Origin of the sequence: Streptomyces sp. NBC_00075, from assembly GCF_045041225.1 — a bacterium.
GTDB lineage: Bacteria > Actinomycetota > Actinomycetes > Streptomycetales > Streptomycetaceae > Streptomyces > Streptomyces adonidis.
Genome location: NZ_CP108243.1, coordinates 2,743,653 through 2,758,376 on the forward strand (window position 1 = coordinate 2,743,653; position 14,724 = coordinate 2,758,376).

The 14,724-nt window shown below is 70.8% G+C and carries 13 protein-coding genes and 1 pseudogene; 7 read left to right on the plus strand and 7 right to left on the minus strand.

The window, feature by feature from the left end:
- Window positions 1-17 precede the first annotated feature (17 nt).
- The gene (locus OG787_RS11530; RefSeq protein WP_369033184.1) at window positions 18-398 is read left to right on the plus strand and encodes a winged helix-turn-helix transcriptional regulator; all 381 of its coding nucleotides are present in this window, start codon (window positions 18-20) and stop codon (window positions 396-398) included.
- On the opposite strand, the gene OG787_RS11535 is transcribed toward OG787_RS11530, so the two are convergent.
- Window positions 380-2,059: an RNA polymerase sigma factor gene (locus tag OG787_RS11535; RefSeq protein ID WP_405535094.1), complete on the minus strand. Its 1,680-nt coding sequence runs from the start codon at window positions 2,057-2,059 to the stop codon at window positions 380-382. The genes OG787_RS11530 and OG787_RS11535 overlap by 19 nt on opposite strands.
- 304 nt (window positions 2,060-2,363) lie before the next feature.
- On the opposite strand from OG787_RS11535, the gene OG787_RS11540 reads away from it, so the two are divergent.
- Window positions 2,364-3,542, plus strand: a complete 1,179-nt coding sequence (locus tag OG787_RS11540) for a serine hydrolase domain-containing protein (RefSeq protein WP_405535095.1) — start codon at window positions 2,364-2,366, stop codon at window positions 3,540-3,542.
- On the opposite strand, the gene OG787_RS11545 is transcribed toward OG787_RS11540, so the two are convergent.
- Both OG787_RS11545 and OG787_RS11550 read right to left on the minus strand, forming a co-directional pair.
- Window positions 3,532-4,059 (minus strand): hypothetical protein, encoded by a 528-nt coding sequence (locus tag OG787_RS11545; protein WP_405535096.1) that lies wholly within the window; start codon window positions 4,057-4,059, stop codon window positions 3,532-3,534. The genes OG787_RS11540 and OG787_RS11545 overlap by 11 nt on opposite strands.
- A 72-nt stretch (window positions 4,060-4,131) precedes the next feature.
- A complete protein-coding gene (locus OG787_RS11550) occupies window positions 4,132-4,719 on the minus strand; it encodes a TetR family transcriptional regulator (protein WP_369033188.1) in 588 nt (195 codons plus the stop codon).
- Window positions 4,720-5,160: 441 nt separating this feature from the next.
- Between OG787_RS11550 and OG787_RS11555 the strand changes: the two genes are divergently transcribed.
- Window positions 5,161-6,693 (plus strand): MFS transporter, encoded by a 1,533-nt coding sequence (locus OG787_RS11555; RefSeq protein WP_405535097.1) that lies wholly within the window; start codon window positions 5,161-5,163, stop codon window positions 6,691-6,693.
- A 101-nt stretch (window positions 6,694-6,794) separates the two neighbouring features.
- Here the strand turns inward: OG787_RS11555 and OG787_RS11560 are convergent, their stop codons facing one another.
- Window positions 6,795-7,745 (minus strand): alpha/beta hydrolase, encoded by a 951-nt coding sequence (locus tag OG787_RS11560; RefSeq protein WP_369033190.1) that lies wholly within the window; start codon window positions 7,743-7,745, stop codon window positions 6,795-6,797.
- Between the two features lie 106 nt (window positions 7,746-7,851).
- On the opposite strand from OG787_RS11560, the gene OG787_RS11565 reads away from it, so the two are divergent.
- From OG787_RS11565 to OG787_RS11580, 4 genes and pseudogenes are all read left to right on the plus strand, one after another.
- A complete protein-coding gene (locus OG787_RS11565; protein WP_405535098.1) occupies window positions 7,852-8,790 on the plus strand; it encodes a LacI family DNA-binding transcriptional regulator in 939 nt (312 codons plus the stop codon).
- Between the two features lie 437 nt (window positions 8,791-9,227).
- Window positions 9,228-9,464 (plus strand): hypothetical protein, encoded by a 237-nt coding sequence (locus tag OG787_RS11570; protein ID WP_405535099.1) that lies wholly within the window; start codon window positions 9,228-9,230, stop codon window positions 9,462-9,464.
- Window positions 9,465-9,581: 117 nt separating this feature from the next.
- Window positions 9,582-9,998, plus strand: coding sequence for a TniQ family protein (locus OG787_RS11575; protein ID WP_405535100.1), 417 nt, complete (start codon window positions 9,582-9,584; stop codon window positions 9,996-9,998).
- A pseudogene (locus tag OG787_RS11580) lies at window positions 9,890-10,345 on the plus strand (sugar phosphate isomerase/epimerase and 4-hydroxyphenylpyruvate domain-containing protein); the annotation flags it as partial. The gene OG787_RS11575 and the pseudogene OG787_RS11580, both read left to right, overlap by 109 nt.
- A 73-nt stretch (window positions 10,346-10,418) precedes the next feature.
- Here the strand turns inward: OG787_RS11580 and OG787_RS11585 are convergent.
- The 3 genes from OG787_RS11585 to OG787_RS11595 all read right to left on the minus strand — a co-directional run bounded on the left by OG787_RS11585 (window position 10,419) and on the right by OG787_RS11595 (window position 14,724).
- Complete coding sequence (locus OG787_RS11585; protein WP_405535101.1) at window positions 10,419-11,582, minus strand: lactonase family protein; 1,164 nt, start codon at window positions 11,580-11,582, stop codon at window positions 10,419-10,421.
- Between the two features lie 128 nt (window positions 11,583-11,710).
- A complete protein-coding gene (locus OG787_RS11590) occupies window positions 11,711-13,441 on the minus strand; it encodes a carboxylesterase/lipase family protein (protein ID WP_405535102.1) in 1,731 nt (576 codons plus the stop codon).
- Window positions 13,438-14,724, minus strand: a complete 1,287-nt coding sequence (locus OG787_RS11595) for a HupE/UreJ family protein (RefSeq protein ID WP_369033196.1) — start codon at window positions 14,722-14,724, stop codon at window positions 13,438-13,440. Before OG787_RS11595 ends, OG787_RS11590 begins: the two co-directional genes overlap by 4 nt.

The following is a 14,724-nucleotide window of genomic DNA, read 5'->3' on the forward strand; positions in this document are numbered from 1 at the left end:
GGGGCACCATTCGGTACGTGACCACCGACACCGGACCGCCCTTCCTCGCCGACTGCCGGGCGCGGCTCGCCTTCGATCTGCTCGGCAACACCTGGAACGCGGTGGTGGTGTGGGCGCTGCGCCAAGAGCCCGTGCGCCATGGGGAGTTGAGGGACCGGATCGGCGGCATCAGCCAGAAGGTGCTGACCGAGACGCTGCGGCGGCTGGAGTTCAACGGGCTCGTCCGACGGCGGGCGTACGGCGGCTCACCACCGCGTGTGGAGTACGAACTCACCGGCCTGGGGCGGTCGTTGCTCGCCCCGGTCGAGGCCTTCGGCGTGTGGGCCTTCGAGCACGGTGACGAGGTCATGGAGGCGCAGGAGAACTACACGCGGGACCACTACACGCGGGACACCTGAGCGACGGTCGCCGGGTCGGCCGGGGTGGCCCGGGTGACGTACTGCGGAACAGGGGTGTCGTCGTTGCCGGTGTCGCGGACCAGGCCGTAGCGGGTGGCGCCCTCGGGGGGTCCGGCGGTCACGTCCTCCTCCACCTTGTCCCAGGTCGTCGGGAAGACGTTGAGGCCGTAGTCGGCGCCGCGTTCGTTGACGGTGAGGGTGACGCTGCCGTCGACGTAGAAGTACTCGTTCTGCCACATCTGCTGGGTGCCGGCGGGCAGGACGGTGTAGCCGGTGGTGGCGTTGCCCATGCCGGTGGCGGTCGTGTCGGTGGTGCTGACGCTGTCGTCCATGCGGCGACCGCCGCCCGAGGCCACGTGGAAGAGCTTGCCCTTCAGGGCGGTCCAGGTCGGCATGACGAGGCTGCCGGACCGGTACTGCGGCGAGATCTGCCATCGGACGAGGACATAGCCCTTGCCGGTGAGCGTCACGCTGTCCCCGCGGTGGTTCATGGTGGCGTGCGCGCCGCCGGTGCTGGTGATGCCGGTCTCGGTCCGGTGCGGGAGGGCGGCGGGGCGGGCGTTGGGGTCGGGTGCCGTGTCGACGGCGTCGACGACCGTGCCGTACACGTCGGTCTTCGGCCGGGTCGCCGACGGGGACGGGGAAGGAGAGAGGGAGGGGGACGCCGACGGGGAGCGGGGCGGGGAGGCGGTGGGGGCCTCGGGCGACTGGGCGCGGGCCGTGGGGGCGGCGATGGCCGGCGGCGGGTCCTCCGGGGCCTGCGTCACGACGTACGCGCCGCCCGCGACGATCGTCGCCCCGGCGCTCAGGGCGACGGCCGGCTTGGTCAGGGCGCCGAGCATTTTGCCCGACCAGCCGACGGAGGCGGCGGCGGTGGCTGCCGCGGCCGTCTTGCCGCCGAAGGCCAGCGACAGGGTGAAGCCGACGGGCAGCGGGACGAGCGCGATGCCGACCAGAAGCCGTTCCGCCGGTACGACGACCGCCTCGCCGGGGCTCGCGCAGTACGCGCACCCCCTGATGTGCCGGGCCAGCCGCTTGCGCCACACGGAGTCCGGGTCGCCGTCCCAGCGGGCGGTCAGTTCGCGCAGGTCGGGGCAGGCGCCGTCGAGCGCCCGGACGATTCCGCGCGAGGCCTCCAGGCGCTCCTTCATCCGCTGGACGCGGACGGCGGCGTGCTGCCGGCTGATGCCGACGGCCGCCGCCAGCTCACGCCGGGTGAGTTCGCCCGCGACCTCCAGCCACCACAGCGACAGCAGCTGCCGGTCCTCGTCGTCGAGCCAGCGCACCGCCTCCGCGACCTCGCGCCGCTGCCCCTCCAACTGGAGCCGCAGCACGGTGAGTTCGGCGAAGTCGGCGGCTCCGTCGGCGGTCTCGTCGCGCAGGGTGTCGGTCGTACGGCGGCGGGCGCGGTCCCGGATCTGACGCATCGCGATGGCGACGAGCCACGACCGGAAGCTGTCCGGGTCGCGCAGTGAGCCCAGGTTGTCGACGGCCCGGAGCATGGTCTCCTGCACGACGTCGTCGACGTCCGCGTGACCGTTCAGGGCCCGGCCGACGATGTTGTAGACCAGCGGCAGCCAGCCCGCGACCAGCTCGTCCAGCGCCCGCCGGTCACCGGCCTGCGCCGCAGCGATGGTGGAACTCCACTGGCGCCCGTCCACGAAAGCCCTTTCTCGTACGTATGTGCACCTTACGTCGCCCTGTTGCACACCTGCCCCACACCCCAGTCACACACCAGGTCGCCCGAGGAGACGGATCGGGGGCGCCCCCGATAACAGTTTTTGCCTCTCCCGCAGGCCCGCCAGGACACGGCCCCTAGGTGCGATCCCCGACAACTTCCGTACGGGGTAACCCAGTTGGCCTCGGGCCGACACCAGGGTCGACGTCATCCTCGGTGACGATCCGCGCCACCCCGCATGGATCAAGGATGTGAACATCGACACCAGCCGCCTCCAGGAGCAGCCGATGAGCACACGCCCCCGCACTCGCACACGCACCGCCTTACGCACCACGGCTCTCGCCACCGCCCTCACTCTCGCCCTGGCGGCCGGCCCACTGGCCGCACCCGCGCTCGCCTCCTCCGCCCCGGCGACCGCGCAGGTCTCGGGCCCCGACGCCAGGACCCTGCGGGCCGCGATCGCCGGGCTGCCGAACGCGGACGCGACCGCCGCGCTCGTACGGGTCGGCGGCAAAGGCCCGGACTGGCACGGCAGCGCGGGGGTGCACGACCTCGCGAGCGGGCGCCCGGCGGACCCGGGCGGGCGCTTCCGGGCCGGTTCGACGACCAAGGTGGTCACGGCGGCGGTCGTGCTACAGCTCGCGGCGGAGGGTGACGTGGACCTCGGCCGACCGGCCCGGCACTATCTGCCGGACCTGATCCCGGCCACGTACAAGGACGTGACCGTGCGCCAACTGCTCAACCACACCAGCGGAATTCCGGTCCCCGACCTCCCGGGCGACACCTTCGAGGAGGTGTACGCGCACCGCTTTGACCTCCACACGGCCCGCGAGATGGTCGCGTCGGCCACCGCGAAGGAGCCCGAGTTCGCGCCGGGCACCGGGCAGCACTACCTCAACATCGGCTACACGGTCCTGGAGGTGCTGATCGAGCAGGTCACCGGGCACTCGTACGAGCGGGAGGCGGCCCGCCGGATCTTCGGCCCGCTGGGGATGCGGGACACGTATCTCCCGGGCACCGACCCGGAGATCAGAGGTCCGCACAACCACGGCTACCAGGCCGTGCCGCGCGCGGACGGGACGACGGAGCTGCGCGACGTCACGGTGTGGGGCACCACGGACACCGGAGCGGCGGGAGCCATGATCTCCACGACGGCGGATCTGGAGCGACTGCTGACCGCCCTGTTCCGTGGACAGGTCGTACCAGAGCCTCAGCTGACGGAGATGTTCACCGTGCCCGCCGATGTCCCCGGGGCCACGATGAGCGCGGGCCTCCAACGCCATGTCACCGACGACGGCACGGAGTTGTGGGGCAAGTCGGGCGGCCGCTGGGGCTACAACACGATAGTCGTCGGCACCCGCGACCTGTCCCGCACCCTCGTCTACTCGGTCAACTCGACCGACGCCAAGGGCTACGACATGAATCCGGTCGCCGCACGCATCATCGAGGCGGCGTTCAGACGGTGACGGCCGCGGCGGCCGGAGGCATCGGGCTGAGCGCCTCCAGCCGCTTGATCCGCTTCCGTACGGCGTACAGCGGGATCACACCGAACACCCCGAACGAGATGTCGATGACCGTCCACCAGAAGGGAATGCCTCGGATCGGCCCGCAGATCAGCGCGAGCGGAACGACCCCGGCGCAGGCGATCATCCCGAACTCGACGACCCAGATGTTGCGTACGGGGTCGCGGTAGGGCCCGTAGAAGGCGACCGCGATGACGAGGTGGGCGAAGGCGAGCCAGTCCGTGCCGTAGAGGACGAACGGGAAGCGCTCGTCGGTGGCGTCGGGACCGTCACGGACGCGTACGACCCAGTCCATCAGCCCCGGCAGCTGCTCGGGGACGGACAGGGCCCGCAACAGACTCTCGGTCCAGCGCAGTTCGTGCACGAGGGGGAAGGCGGTGGCGCCGCTGAGCACCAGACAGACGACGAAGAGGGCCAACCAGGCGCGGATGCCCTTGAGAAGGGCGGCTCTGTCGCTCATGGAGGCAGCATACGCTTGAATTGAACACGTTCAAAAGAGCTGCCGACGCATGAGATCGACCTGCCGTTCAGATCACGCCGACGGAAGCGTGAGTGCCGCGAAGGCCTCGTCGAGGAGGGCGTCGAGGTCGGGGGCGCCGTCGGACGAGGTCCAGTGACTGACGGCGATGTTCAGGGCGTCCACCGCGGCGGCGGCCCGCACCAGCGGGCCCAGTGCCGTGGGCCCGGACGCGCCGGCGCGCTCGGCGAGGGCCGCGGCGATGGCGGGCCGCCAGCCGGCCTGCTTCTCCTGGCTGCGGGCGCACAGCGCGGGCGTGTCCATGATCAGGCGGGACATGACCAGAGCGCCGGCCGGGTCCTGGCGATGGGGTTCCAGGATGACGCCGAGCGCGTGCCGCAGTGCCGTCCAGTCGCCCTCGTCCGCCGGGCGGGCGCGCAGTGCGTCGGCGATCTTCTCGCCCTGCGCGTCGACGGCACTGAGGACGGCGTCCTCCTTGGTCCCGAAGTAGCGCAGGAAGGTGGAGCGGGACACGCCGGCGGCAGCGGCCAGGTCATTGACGGTGACCTTGTCGAACCCCTCGGACCGGAACAGCTCGAAGGCCACCTGGGCCAGCTCCGCCCGCACGGCGGCCCGTGCGATGTCCCTCGTATTCGTGCGCACTGTTGCACCCACCCCGCCGACGACCTCCGGTCGCTCAAATGACACCGAGTCTCAATCATACGCGGCGAACCGCCCGGTCACCGTCGACACCCCGAGTTCACCGAATGCATATATCGAATCAATACCGGGAGTGCACAGCGAGAAAACCGACTTGAAATCCCCGTAAAAGCGTGATCGAGAAGAGGCCGCACTCACCCGTGCCCACACCTCACCCGAAAAGGCAAATCGACATCTGAGCAGATCACAGGGTTTGAGGTAGGGGATCCAGGCAGAATGTCAAGCGCGATAATTGCCACACCGCATTCCCCCTCTTCCGTGGTCTCGCCGGAATGGAGAAGGTGCTACGGTCGCACTTCTCCATTCCCACGGATCAGCGGGCCGTTTCCCCATCCGAAGCTCTCGGGAATGCTGTCGCCCTCACACTCCCTCTGGAGTTCTCGCATGCCTTCCGACAGCGCGACTGTCACCCCATCGGTCCACACCGGCGCGGATACCGGCGCCCCCGGTGGCCCACGCCGTCTGGGGCTCGCCCTCGTCGTGATCGCCGCGGCGCAGCTGATGCTGATCCTCGACGCCACGATCACGAACATCGCCCTGCCGGCCATCCAGACCGAACTCGACGTGTCCGACGCGAACCTCGCCTGGATCGTCAACTCCTACGCCCTGGCCTTCGGCGGCCTGCTGCTGCTCGGCGGCCGGGCCGGCGACCTCTACGGGCGGCGCCGGGTCTTCCAGGCCGGCATCGCCGTCTTCACCGTGGCCTCCCTGCTCGGCGGCCTCGCCCAGAACGAGGGCCTGCTGATCCTCGCCCGCGTCCTCCAGGGCGTCGGCGCGGCACTCGCGGCGCCCAGTGCGCTGGCCCTGATCACCACCACGTTCCCCGCCGGCAAGGAACGCAACAAGGCCATGGGGGTCTACGCGGCCATGGCGGGCATCGGCGCCACCGTCGGCCTGCTGCTCGGCGGTGTGCTCACCGACACCCTGGACTGGCGCTGGGTGTTCTTCGTCAACATCCCCATCGGCGTGGCCGTCCTGGCGGGCACCCGGCTGCTCGTCGAGGCGGAACGCCACCCCGGCGGCCTGGACGTGCCCGGCGCGGTCACCGGCACCGGCGGTCTGATCTCCCTGGTGTACGGCATCACGCGCGGCGGCGAGCACGGCTGGACCAACGGCCTCACGCCGGCCTCCTTCGCGCTGGCCGCCGTACTGCTGGCCGCCTTCCTGGTGGGACAGCGGCGGGCCGACCACCCGATGATGCCGCTGCACCTCTTCAAGGACCGCACCCGGTCCGGCACTTACGCCACGATGCTGTTCATCGGCGCCGGGATGATCGCCTTCTTCTACTTCCTCACCCTCTACATGCAGCTCATCCTCGGCTACAGCGCCATCAGGACCGGCTTCGCCTATCTGCCGTTCAGCCTGGGTATGGGCATCGCGGCCGCCGCCAGTTCCAAGCTCGTCGCCCATGTCGCTCCGCGTGTCGTGGCGGGGCCCGGTCTGCTGGTCGCCGGGGCGGGCATGTTCTGGTTCGCCGCCCTCACACCGGACTCCTCGTTCACGACCCATCTCATGCCGGCGATGTTCGTCACCGCCCTCGGCCTGGGCATGAGCTTCGTCCCGATGACCCTCGGCGCGGTCCACGCCGTCGAGCACCACGAGATGGGCAGCGCCTCCGCGCTGCTCAACACCGCCCAGCAGATCGGCGGCGCGCTCGGCCTCGCCGTCCTGTCGACGCTCTCCACCACGGCCGCCGACGACAAGCTGCCCGAGGCGGCCTCCTCCCTCTACCGGGGCCTGGCCACCCAGGACCACGCCCTGATCGCGAAGGCGGGCGAGGCCCTGACCCACGGCTACACCGTGGCCTTCGCCGCCGCGTCGGTCATGTTCCTCGCGGCCCTGGTGATCACCGCGACGGCCCTCAACGCGAAGAAGCAGCAGCACGTCGAGGGCGCGGCCCCGGTCCACATGGGCTGACACCGGGTCGGCACGGAGCGAGTCGGCCGGCCTTCGGGCCGACCGGCTTCGTTCACCGTCCTCAACACGGACGTGCCCGGAAACGGCCCTCCGATGAAGACCTACGCCTCGCCGGGAACCGCCGACGAAGCCGATCCGGTCAGCTGCGCGCCCAGCCAGGCGCGGCTGCGCTCCAGCAGCTCCCGGGCGAGGCGCGAGTCGGGGGCCCAGGTCTCGAAGCCGTGGGGCGCACCGGGGACGAGGTCGAAGACGCAGTCCACGCCCGCGTCGCGCAGTCGTTCGGCGTAGGTGCGGCACTCGTCGGTGAACAGGTCGATGTCGCCCACGCTGATCCAGGCCGGTGGCAGTCCGCGCAGGTCGGCGCGCCGGGCGGCGACCGCGTAGTCGGGGGTGCGGGGGCCGCCGGGCTCGGCGCCGAGGTAGGCGGCCCAGCCGAACCGGTTCGCGGCGTTGTTCCACACCCGGTGCTGCACCGGGTCCAGTTCGCGGCGTACGGCGGTGCGGTCGTCGGCCATGGGAGCGAACAGCCACTGCGCGACCGGCCGGACACCGCCGGCGTCGTGCAGCCTCTGCACCAGGCAGGCGGCCAGCCCCGCACCGGCGCTGCCACCCCCGACGGCGACGCGTTCCCGGTCGATCCCCAGGGCTCCGGCCGACTTCCCCAGCCACTCCCAGGCGGCGAAGGCGTCGTCGAGAGCGGCCGGGAAGGGGTGTTCGGGGGCGAGCCGGTAGTTCGCCGAGACGACCACGATGCCGAGCGCCTGGGCTGTCGCGGAGCAGAAGACCTCGTCCTGAAGGGCGTCGCCGATGACGTAGCCGCCGCCGTGCACCCACAGCAGTGCAGCCCCCGAACCACCGCCGGCCGGGGTGTACACGCGCATGCCCTGGCCTTCGTCGACGATCTCGAGGTCGACGCCCTCGACCGGCTCACCGGGACTGTGCCGACGGGCCAGGGCGCGCACACCGCGCAGGACCCACCTCGGGCGGAGCGGCAGGCGCGGCATCCACGTGACGTTGCGACGCAGTTCCGGGGCGACCAGGTCGAGCTTCATCGGCACTCTTCCATTTGGTAAATCGAATTACCATGAGTTCGCGGTACCTTAACCACCGCGCCCGCAAGCGCACAAGACCCGAGGCCCGGAGCGAAGGAGCGAGCACGTGAGCGAGTCCACGCGTCGGTCCCCGCGCGTGACGGCCAAGGACGTCGCCCGGGCGAGCGGTGTCTCGCAGACGACGGTGAGCTTCGTCCTCAACGGTGCTGCCGGGCATGTCTCGCAGAAGACCCGGGAGCGAGTGCGGGAGGCCGCCCGCACGCTCGGCTACGTTCCCAACGGTTCGGCGCAGGCGCTGCGCAAAGGGGCGTCCCGGATCGTCCTGCTCAACGTCGAAGGGGTCCCCACCGGCAGCGGCCTCGGCAGCTACATCCGCGGCCTCGACGCCGAACTCGCCTCGCACCAGCACGTACTCCTGGTGCTGCACGGCCACCTCTCCTCGCAGGCCCTCTCCGACGTGGCCCAGGCCGTCTCCGCCCGGGCCGTGATCGACCTGGGCGACGCCGGCCACGCGGACGCGCTCGCCACCGGGGCCTCCCTCACCGCGTTCTCCGCACAGGCCGACGTCCCGGTGCGGTATCTCGTCGAGCGGGGCCACCGGCACATCGCCACCGTCCTGCCGGACTCGCCCGAACTCCGGATCCTCGCCGGTCTGCGCGAGCGGCTGATGCGGCAGGCCGCCGACACCGCCGGCCTGGCCGACTGCCCGACGCTCGTCCTCCCCGGCGCCCCCGAGGCGGCCGGCGAACGACTACGGTCCTTCCGCACCCAACACCCCGAGGTCACCGCCCTCGCCGCCTACAACGACGACCTCGCCCTCGTGACACTCGCCGCGATGCGCCACCTGGGCCTGCGGGCCCCGGAAGACCTCGCCGTCATCGGCTTCGACGACACCCCGCACGGCGCACTGTTCTCCCCGGCCCTGACCACCGTACGACTGGACGCGGAGTCCCTCGGCCGCATCGCCGCGCGCGACGCACTGGGGCTGCCGACAGACGGCCTCGCCCCCGAACCGGCACGGGTGATCGTCCGACAGTCCGGCTAGCGGCCCACGAACTGCCGGTGCCTTCACCGTTGTTCCGCACGCCGACCACTCCTCGCCGGCCAACCCCCGTACGGAGAGCCGGACAACACAACATCTGTGACCAGGAGCGGTGGTTGACACCAGGTGGCGTTCACGACCTGCGCTGATGCCAACTAGCTTCAGCAGCTGGGGATCCGGAACCAGTGAAACAGTTGGCACTCTGGTACAGCGCAGGCCATAACGCGTGTCGCCGCACCTGGGCATCCGAGTCAACCAGCAGTCGCGGCTGCGACCAGGGCGTCAACGACGTCGATCCGAGAGCCGCACGCAGGTACCTGATCGTGGACGAACAGATCCGAAATCGACTCGACCTGCTGGATCTCCTCGACGGCAACGGGACGCCTCTCGGTCGCGAGGATCTCCTCCCGCGACACCAAAGACCCTCCGGAGCACGGACGATGACGCAGGAGACCCGGCCGACTCCAGCACAGCAGCCGCGGCGCGAACGCGAACTCGCCACCCGTCTGCGCCATTGGGCCAAGGCCAATGGACGCCACACCAGCGGCAGAACCCAGATCCCGCTGGACGCCGTACGGTCCACGGTCCAGGCCGTCCGCCCAATGGCCAACGCCGTCTCGCAGCTGACCCCCTGCTCGAACCGCCTCCGGAAGCAGTCGCTGAATTCGCGCGAGTGACAGGGCATCTCCGTCCCCGAGGCGCAGAGCCTCGGTCTGCGCCGTTACGTGCGGATGTTCCCCGCACTGCGAACAACGCGGGGCAACACACCTCGTCAGTCCGCGAGTCGGCAGGGAATGTTCGGCAGCGTCAGCCAGTTCTACGAGTCCACCTGGGCGGTCAGTCTCTCGAGCCGTTTCTGCCCGCAGTGCCTCGCCGGCGACGGCAGCGCCGTCCAGGAAGCCTACGGCGGATCCTGGAACCTCCGCCGGCACCTGCCCGTAGTCTTCGCCTGCACGATCCACCACCAGCTCCTGCACAGCCGGTGCCCCAGTTGTCAGTCGGGCCTGGCCCACTCCTACAAGGGCCGTGCGACTCGGATCACCCAACCCGGCAGCACGCACGTCTGTCTCATCACGATCCTGCTGGGACGGACGACGGGCAGCCGTCAGACACCCCGTCGTTCCAGGACCTCGTACACACCGGGCTGCTCCGCAGCCGCGCCCTCACCAGTGGCTCGTCCGCCGCCGGAGACGGGCTGCGCCTTGTACTGAACCTCGCACCCACCCCGGTGGAGCAGGGCACCCGGGCCCAGCACATCGCCTTCTCCACCGGCGACATCACCGACACCGCCCGCCGCATCCGGGCCGCCGGCACCGACCTGCTCCCCGTCCCGGCCAACTACTACGACGATCTCGACGCCCGTTTCGAGTTCTCACCCGGCGAGCTGGACACCTACCGCGACCTTGGCATCCTCTACGACCGCGACGAACAGGGCGGCGAGTTCCGCCACTTCTACACGGTGACCGTCGGCCGCATCTGCTTCGAGGTCGTCCAGCGCACCGGCGGCTACGGCGCCGCCGACGCCGGCATTCGCCTCGCCGCCCAACGCGACCAGCGGCGACAGGAGGTTCGGCGCAAGAGCCGGGCGGCCAATGGCGGCGGCGCCAGGGTCTATCCGGTCCCCCGCCCGGTCAGAAGGTGATGCAGGCGGGCCTCGGTACGGGTACGGACGTGCCGGTGTCCGTGAGTCGGCCCGAGTGTGGGTCGACGCCGAAGAGGTTCACCGTGCTGCTCGCCTGGTTCGCGACGAGCAGCCATTTTCCGCTGGGGTGGAAGGAGAAGCTCCACGGTGTGAGTCCTCCGCAGGGGATGCGCTGCACCAAGGTGAGCAGGCCGGTCCTTCGGTCCGCCGAGAAGACGACGAGGGTGTTCTCGCCGCGGTTGGAGGTGTAGACGAAGCGGCCGTCCCGGCTGATGGCCAGTTCGGCGGCGCTCGTGGTGCCGGTGTGTTCGGGCACGTTGGTCGACAGGCTCTGGAGATGGGTCAGGACGCCGTCTTCCGGGCTCCATCCCAATGCCTGGATGTCGGCGGTCAGTTCGTTCAGGAGGTAGACGATCCTGCCGCTCGGGTGGAAGACCACGCGCCGTGGCCCCGACCCCGGCGCCGTCGCGTACGCGCTCGGGCCGTCGGACAGGGTGCTCGTGGCCCGGTCGAAGCGATAGACGAAGACCCGGTCGGCGCCGAGGTCCGGGACCAGCGCGAACCTGCCGCTCGGGTCGATGACCACGTGGTGGGCGTGCGGCCCTGTCTGTCGCGGGTGGGGGCCGGAACCCGTGTCCTGCACACGGGACACCACGGCGCCGAGTCCACCGTCCCTGAGGATCGGCACGGAGACGACGGTTCCGGCCGCGAAGTCCGCGGCCAGCAGCGTCTTCGAGCGGACGTCGACTCCGATGTACGACAGTCCGCCGTTGACCGGTGTCGACTGTGTCGCGATCTCGCCGAACTGCTCCAGCGCGCCGGTGGACCTGTCGACGCGGAAGGCACGGACGGTCCCGCCGGATTCACCTCCGGTGGCGTACAGGACCGCCTTCCTCGGGTGGGCGGCCAGCCAGTTCGAGCCGGCCTGTGCCACGGGCCCGACCGACGTCAGGGTCGCGTCGGACGGGTCGAAGCGCAGCGCGTGCACCTGACCGAGGGTCCAGCTGCCGACGTGGAGGAGGTCGACCGCCCCGCCCGGCGCCGCCTCGGCCGGCGCGGCGGACAACAGCGGCAGACCCGCCGCGGCGGATGCCGCCATGGCGCCCAACAGCGTTCTGCGGGACGGTGTCCGGGATCTTGAGTCGTTGCTCATCGAGCGAATCTCCGCTTCAAGAGTTGTTGGAACTTTCGTCGCACATATTGCTCACAATCTTGCCGCGCGGTTACGTTCTCGCACGCACCGTCACTCGCACAAGCCCCACTGATCCATCGGCGGCCTGCTCAGTACTCCGTCTTCTGCGACTCCAAGTAGCTCTTCAGGAAGACGTACCTGGCGTCCGTGTCCGCCGCCGCGCGGGGCGCGAAGGTGTCGCCGAGTTCCATCGAGAGCGGCCTCGTCGTGCGCAGGGCGGGCCAGGCCGGGAGTGAGCGCCCGTTGGGGTTGCCCGTGGCGGCGAAGTTCGCCACGTAGGAGGAGGTGGTGTCGGCGATGGCATGGTCCTCGTCGGTCCATGGCCGGTCGGTGCCGTAGAGGTTGCCGAAGAGGTAGTACTTCTCGGCGCCGTGGTAGGCGCCGGCGCCGTTCGCGGGTTCGATCGGGTTGGTGGTGTCCGAGCCGGGCGGCGCGTGCGTCCACCAGTAGGTGTAGACCGGGCTGCGGCTGCCCGCGGTGTTCCTGAACTGGGTTCCCCACAGGAAGGTGGAGACGCGCTCCTCGTCCCGCGCGTAGGCGTTGTACTGCGCCGCCGCCTCCGTGTCGGTGGTGGCGGGGTAGAGCGCGAGGAAGTCGGCGGCCTTGTCACCGAAGGTCGTCGCCGCGAACGCCTCGAACTGGGCGACGGTCATCGCCAGGGTCACCGAAGCGCCGTTCTCGTCCTTGTTGTTGCCGGTGAACACCGGAACGTCGTACTCGGTCCGGGACTCCATGGCGGCGGTGTAGCCGGTCGGCAGGACATGACCGTCCAGGACGTTGCCGAAGTCGGTGCCGACGGCCGGTGCCCCGGGGGCGTAGACCTTCGCCACGATCTCGTCCGCCGACAGCGCCCGCAGCCCGGCCAGCGAGGAGGCGCCCATGTAGGTGCCGAACGCGGTGCCGTTGGCCTCGGCCACCGGCAGGGTGTCGTAGCCGCCCGCCACCCGGCCGAGCGCCGGGTCCTTGGTGTACTGCACGCCCGCCGCCGGCAACGCCCGGTGGAACAGTCCTCGGGCCAGCTTCGAGATCATCAGGATGTTCACGAACGACGAACCGTGCGACCAGCCGGCCAGGGTCACCCGGTCCGGGTCGCCGCCGAACGCGGCGATGTTGCGCCGGATCCAGCGCAGTGCCGCCACCGTGTCCAGGACGCCCCAGTTGCCCGAGCCTCCGTGCCCCGACTCCGCGCTCAGTTCGGGGTGGGCGAGGTTGCCGAACGCGCCGACCCGGTGGTTGAAGGTGACGACCACCGCGCCCTTGGCGGCCAGGTTGGCGCCGTCGTAGACCGGCTGTGAGGCCCACATCGCGCTGTTGCGGCCGCCGTAGATCCAGACGAAGACCGGGCGGCGCTCACCCGAACTCGCCGCGCCCGTCCAGATGTTGAGGTTGAGGCAGTCCTCGCTCAGCGGGGGCACCTTGTCGGCGGCGATGCCGGTGACCGGCTGGGGGCAGGCCGCGCCCCAGGTGTCGGCCGTGCGGACGCCCGTCCAGGACGGCGGCGGCTGCGGCGGACGCCAGCGGTTCTGCCCGGCGGTGGACGCCGCGTAGGGGATGCCCTTGTAGACGGTGATCCCGTCGAGGGCGGCCGGTACTCCGACGACCCGACCCGACTGGGTCTTCACGGGGCTGCCGGAGGTGCTCCCGGGCGCGGCCGACGCCGGAGCCGCCGCCGGGCCGCCCAGCAGCGCCGCGCCGGCCGTCGCGCCGACGGTGCGTCCGAGGAAGTCCCGGCGGCCGAGCCCGGCCGGGTCGCCCGCCGCTGCTGCGGCGGCCACGTGCGGGTGCCCGGCGCGAACAGGTTGGCTCTCTCGCTTGCTCAAGTGAGTCTCCCGGTGGAAGAAGTGCGCGGCGCCAGGCGCAGCGCGACGACGGCGAGTGCCGCGAGTGACGCGGCGACGAGCAAGGGGTGGGCGACCAGCCAGGTCTGAACGCCTTCGAACGGGTCGGCGGACGTCAGGGCCGCGCGCTCCAGCATCCAGGAGGCCGAGAACAGCAGCCCGAGGGCGGCCAGGGTGAGACGGAACGCCGGGTAGCAGGCTGTACGGGCCAGGACGAGCAGTGACGGCATGATCAGTGCGACGACGAGCAACTGGGTCAGTTCGATGCCCAGGTTGAAGCCGAGCAGTGTGGTGACGAGGGATCCCCGGTCCAGGCCGAGGTCGCCGATGAGCGAGGCGAACGCCAGCCCGTGGACGAGCCCGAAACCACCGGCGATGAGCACCTCGCCGCGCGCCACGAGGGGGCGTATGGCGTGGACCGCCGACACCGCGATCGAGAAGGCGATCAGCGTCTCCACCGGGCGGGACGGTACGTGGACCACTCCGGCCGCCGCCAGGGCGAGGGTGAGCGAGTGGCCCGCGGCGAACGCGGAGACCACGTGCACGACGCGGACGACGACCCGCCGCCTCGACGCGCCGGCGGCGCGCCACCGACCTCCGGACGCCACCAGCGGGGCCGGGACCAGCAGCATGAGGAGGAACAGCAGGTGATCGGCTCCCTCGCCGACGTGCTCCGTCCCCAGACCGACGGTGGTGACGAAGCCCCGCAGCCATGACCCTTGCCCGGCGGGGACGTTGAGGCTGGTGGTGTCCCGGTCGAGGACCCCCAGGGTCTCGGCGTCGTCCGCTTTGAGGATGCCTCGGTCGAAGTCGTACCGGACGGTGGCGATGACCCGGTGGGTGACGAGTTCCTCGACGACGACGTCGTAGCGGAGGTCGAAGTCGGTGACACGGCCGTCGGGCGGGCGGATCTCCAGCGGGTAGACGAGATGGGCCGTGGCGTCGATCGTACGGACCGTCGGGGTGCCGAGCGTGACCGTCCAGGGGGTGCCGTCGTCGCCGACGGCGGCGATGTGCCCGGCCGTGTAATCCCTGAGGAACGACCGGTCGGCGCCGAGGACGCTCGCGGAGGTGAGTTCGCGGTGCACGGCGATGGCCAGCCGGTCGATCGGCAGCTGCACCTCCCCCTCGACGTGGTCGTCACGCACGTCGAGGAGTACCGCGGAGGTGCTCATCGGGTGGGCGCCGGCCGGTGACGCGAGGCCACCGACCAGCAGGAACGCCGTGAGCAGCAGGGTGGAGAGGAGACGGCGCACGGATGTCAT

Excerpts from the sequence above, each read along its gene's own strand:
- OG787_RS11595 (WP_369033196.1), bottom strand. The coding sequence starts at position 14,724 with ATGACATCCGTGCGCCGTCTCCTCTCCACCCTGCTGCTCACGGCGTTC.
- OG787_RS11555 (WP_405535097.1), top strand. The coding sequence starts at position 5,161 with ATGCCTTCCGACAGCGCGACTGTCACCCCATCGGTCCACACCGGCGCG.
- OG787_RS11570 (WP_405535099.1), top strand. The coding sequence starts at position 9,228 with ATGACGCAGGAGACCCGGCCGACTCCAGCACAGCAGCCGCGGCGCGAA.
- OG787_RS11540 (WP_405535095.1), top strand. The coding sequence starts at position 2,364 with ATGAGCACACGCCCCCGCACTCGCACACGCACCGCCTTACGCACCACG.
- OG787_RS11545 (WP_405535096.1), bottom strand. The coding sequence starts at position 4,059 with ATGAGCGACAGAGCCGCCCTTCTCAAGGGCATCCGCGCCTGGTTGGCC.
- OG787_RS11575 (WP_405535100.1), top strand. The coding sequence starts at position 9,582 with ATGTTCGGCAGCGTCAGCCAGTTCTACGAGTCCACCTGGGCGGTCAGT.
- OG787_RS11585 (WP_405535101.1), bottom strand. The coding sequence starts at position 11,582 with ATGAGCAACGACTCAAGATCCCGGACACCGTCCCGCAGAACGCTGTTG.
- OG787_RS11560 (WP_369033190.1), bottom strand. The coding sequence starts at position 7,745 with ATGAAGCTCGACCTGGTCGCCCCGGAACTGCGTCGCAACGTCACGTGG.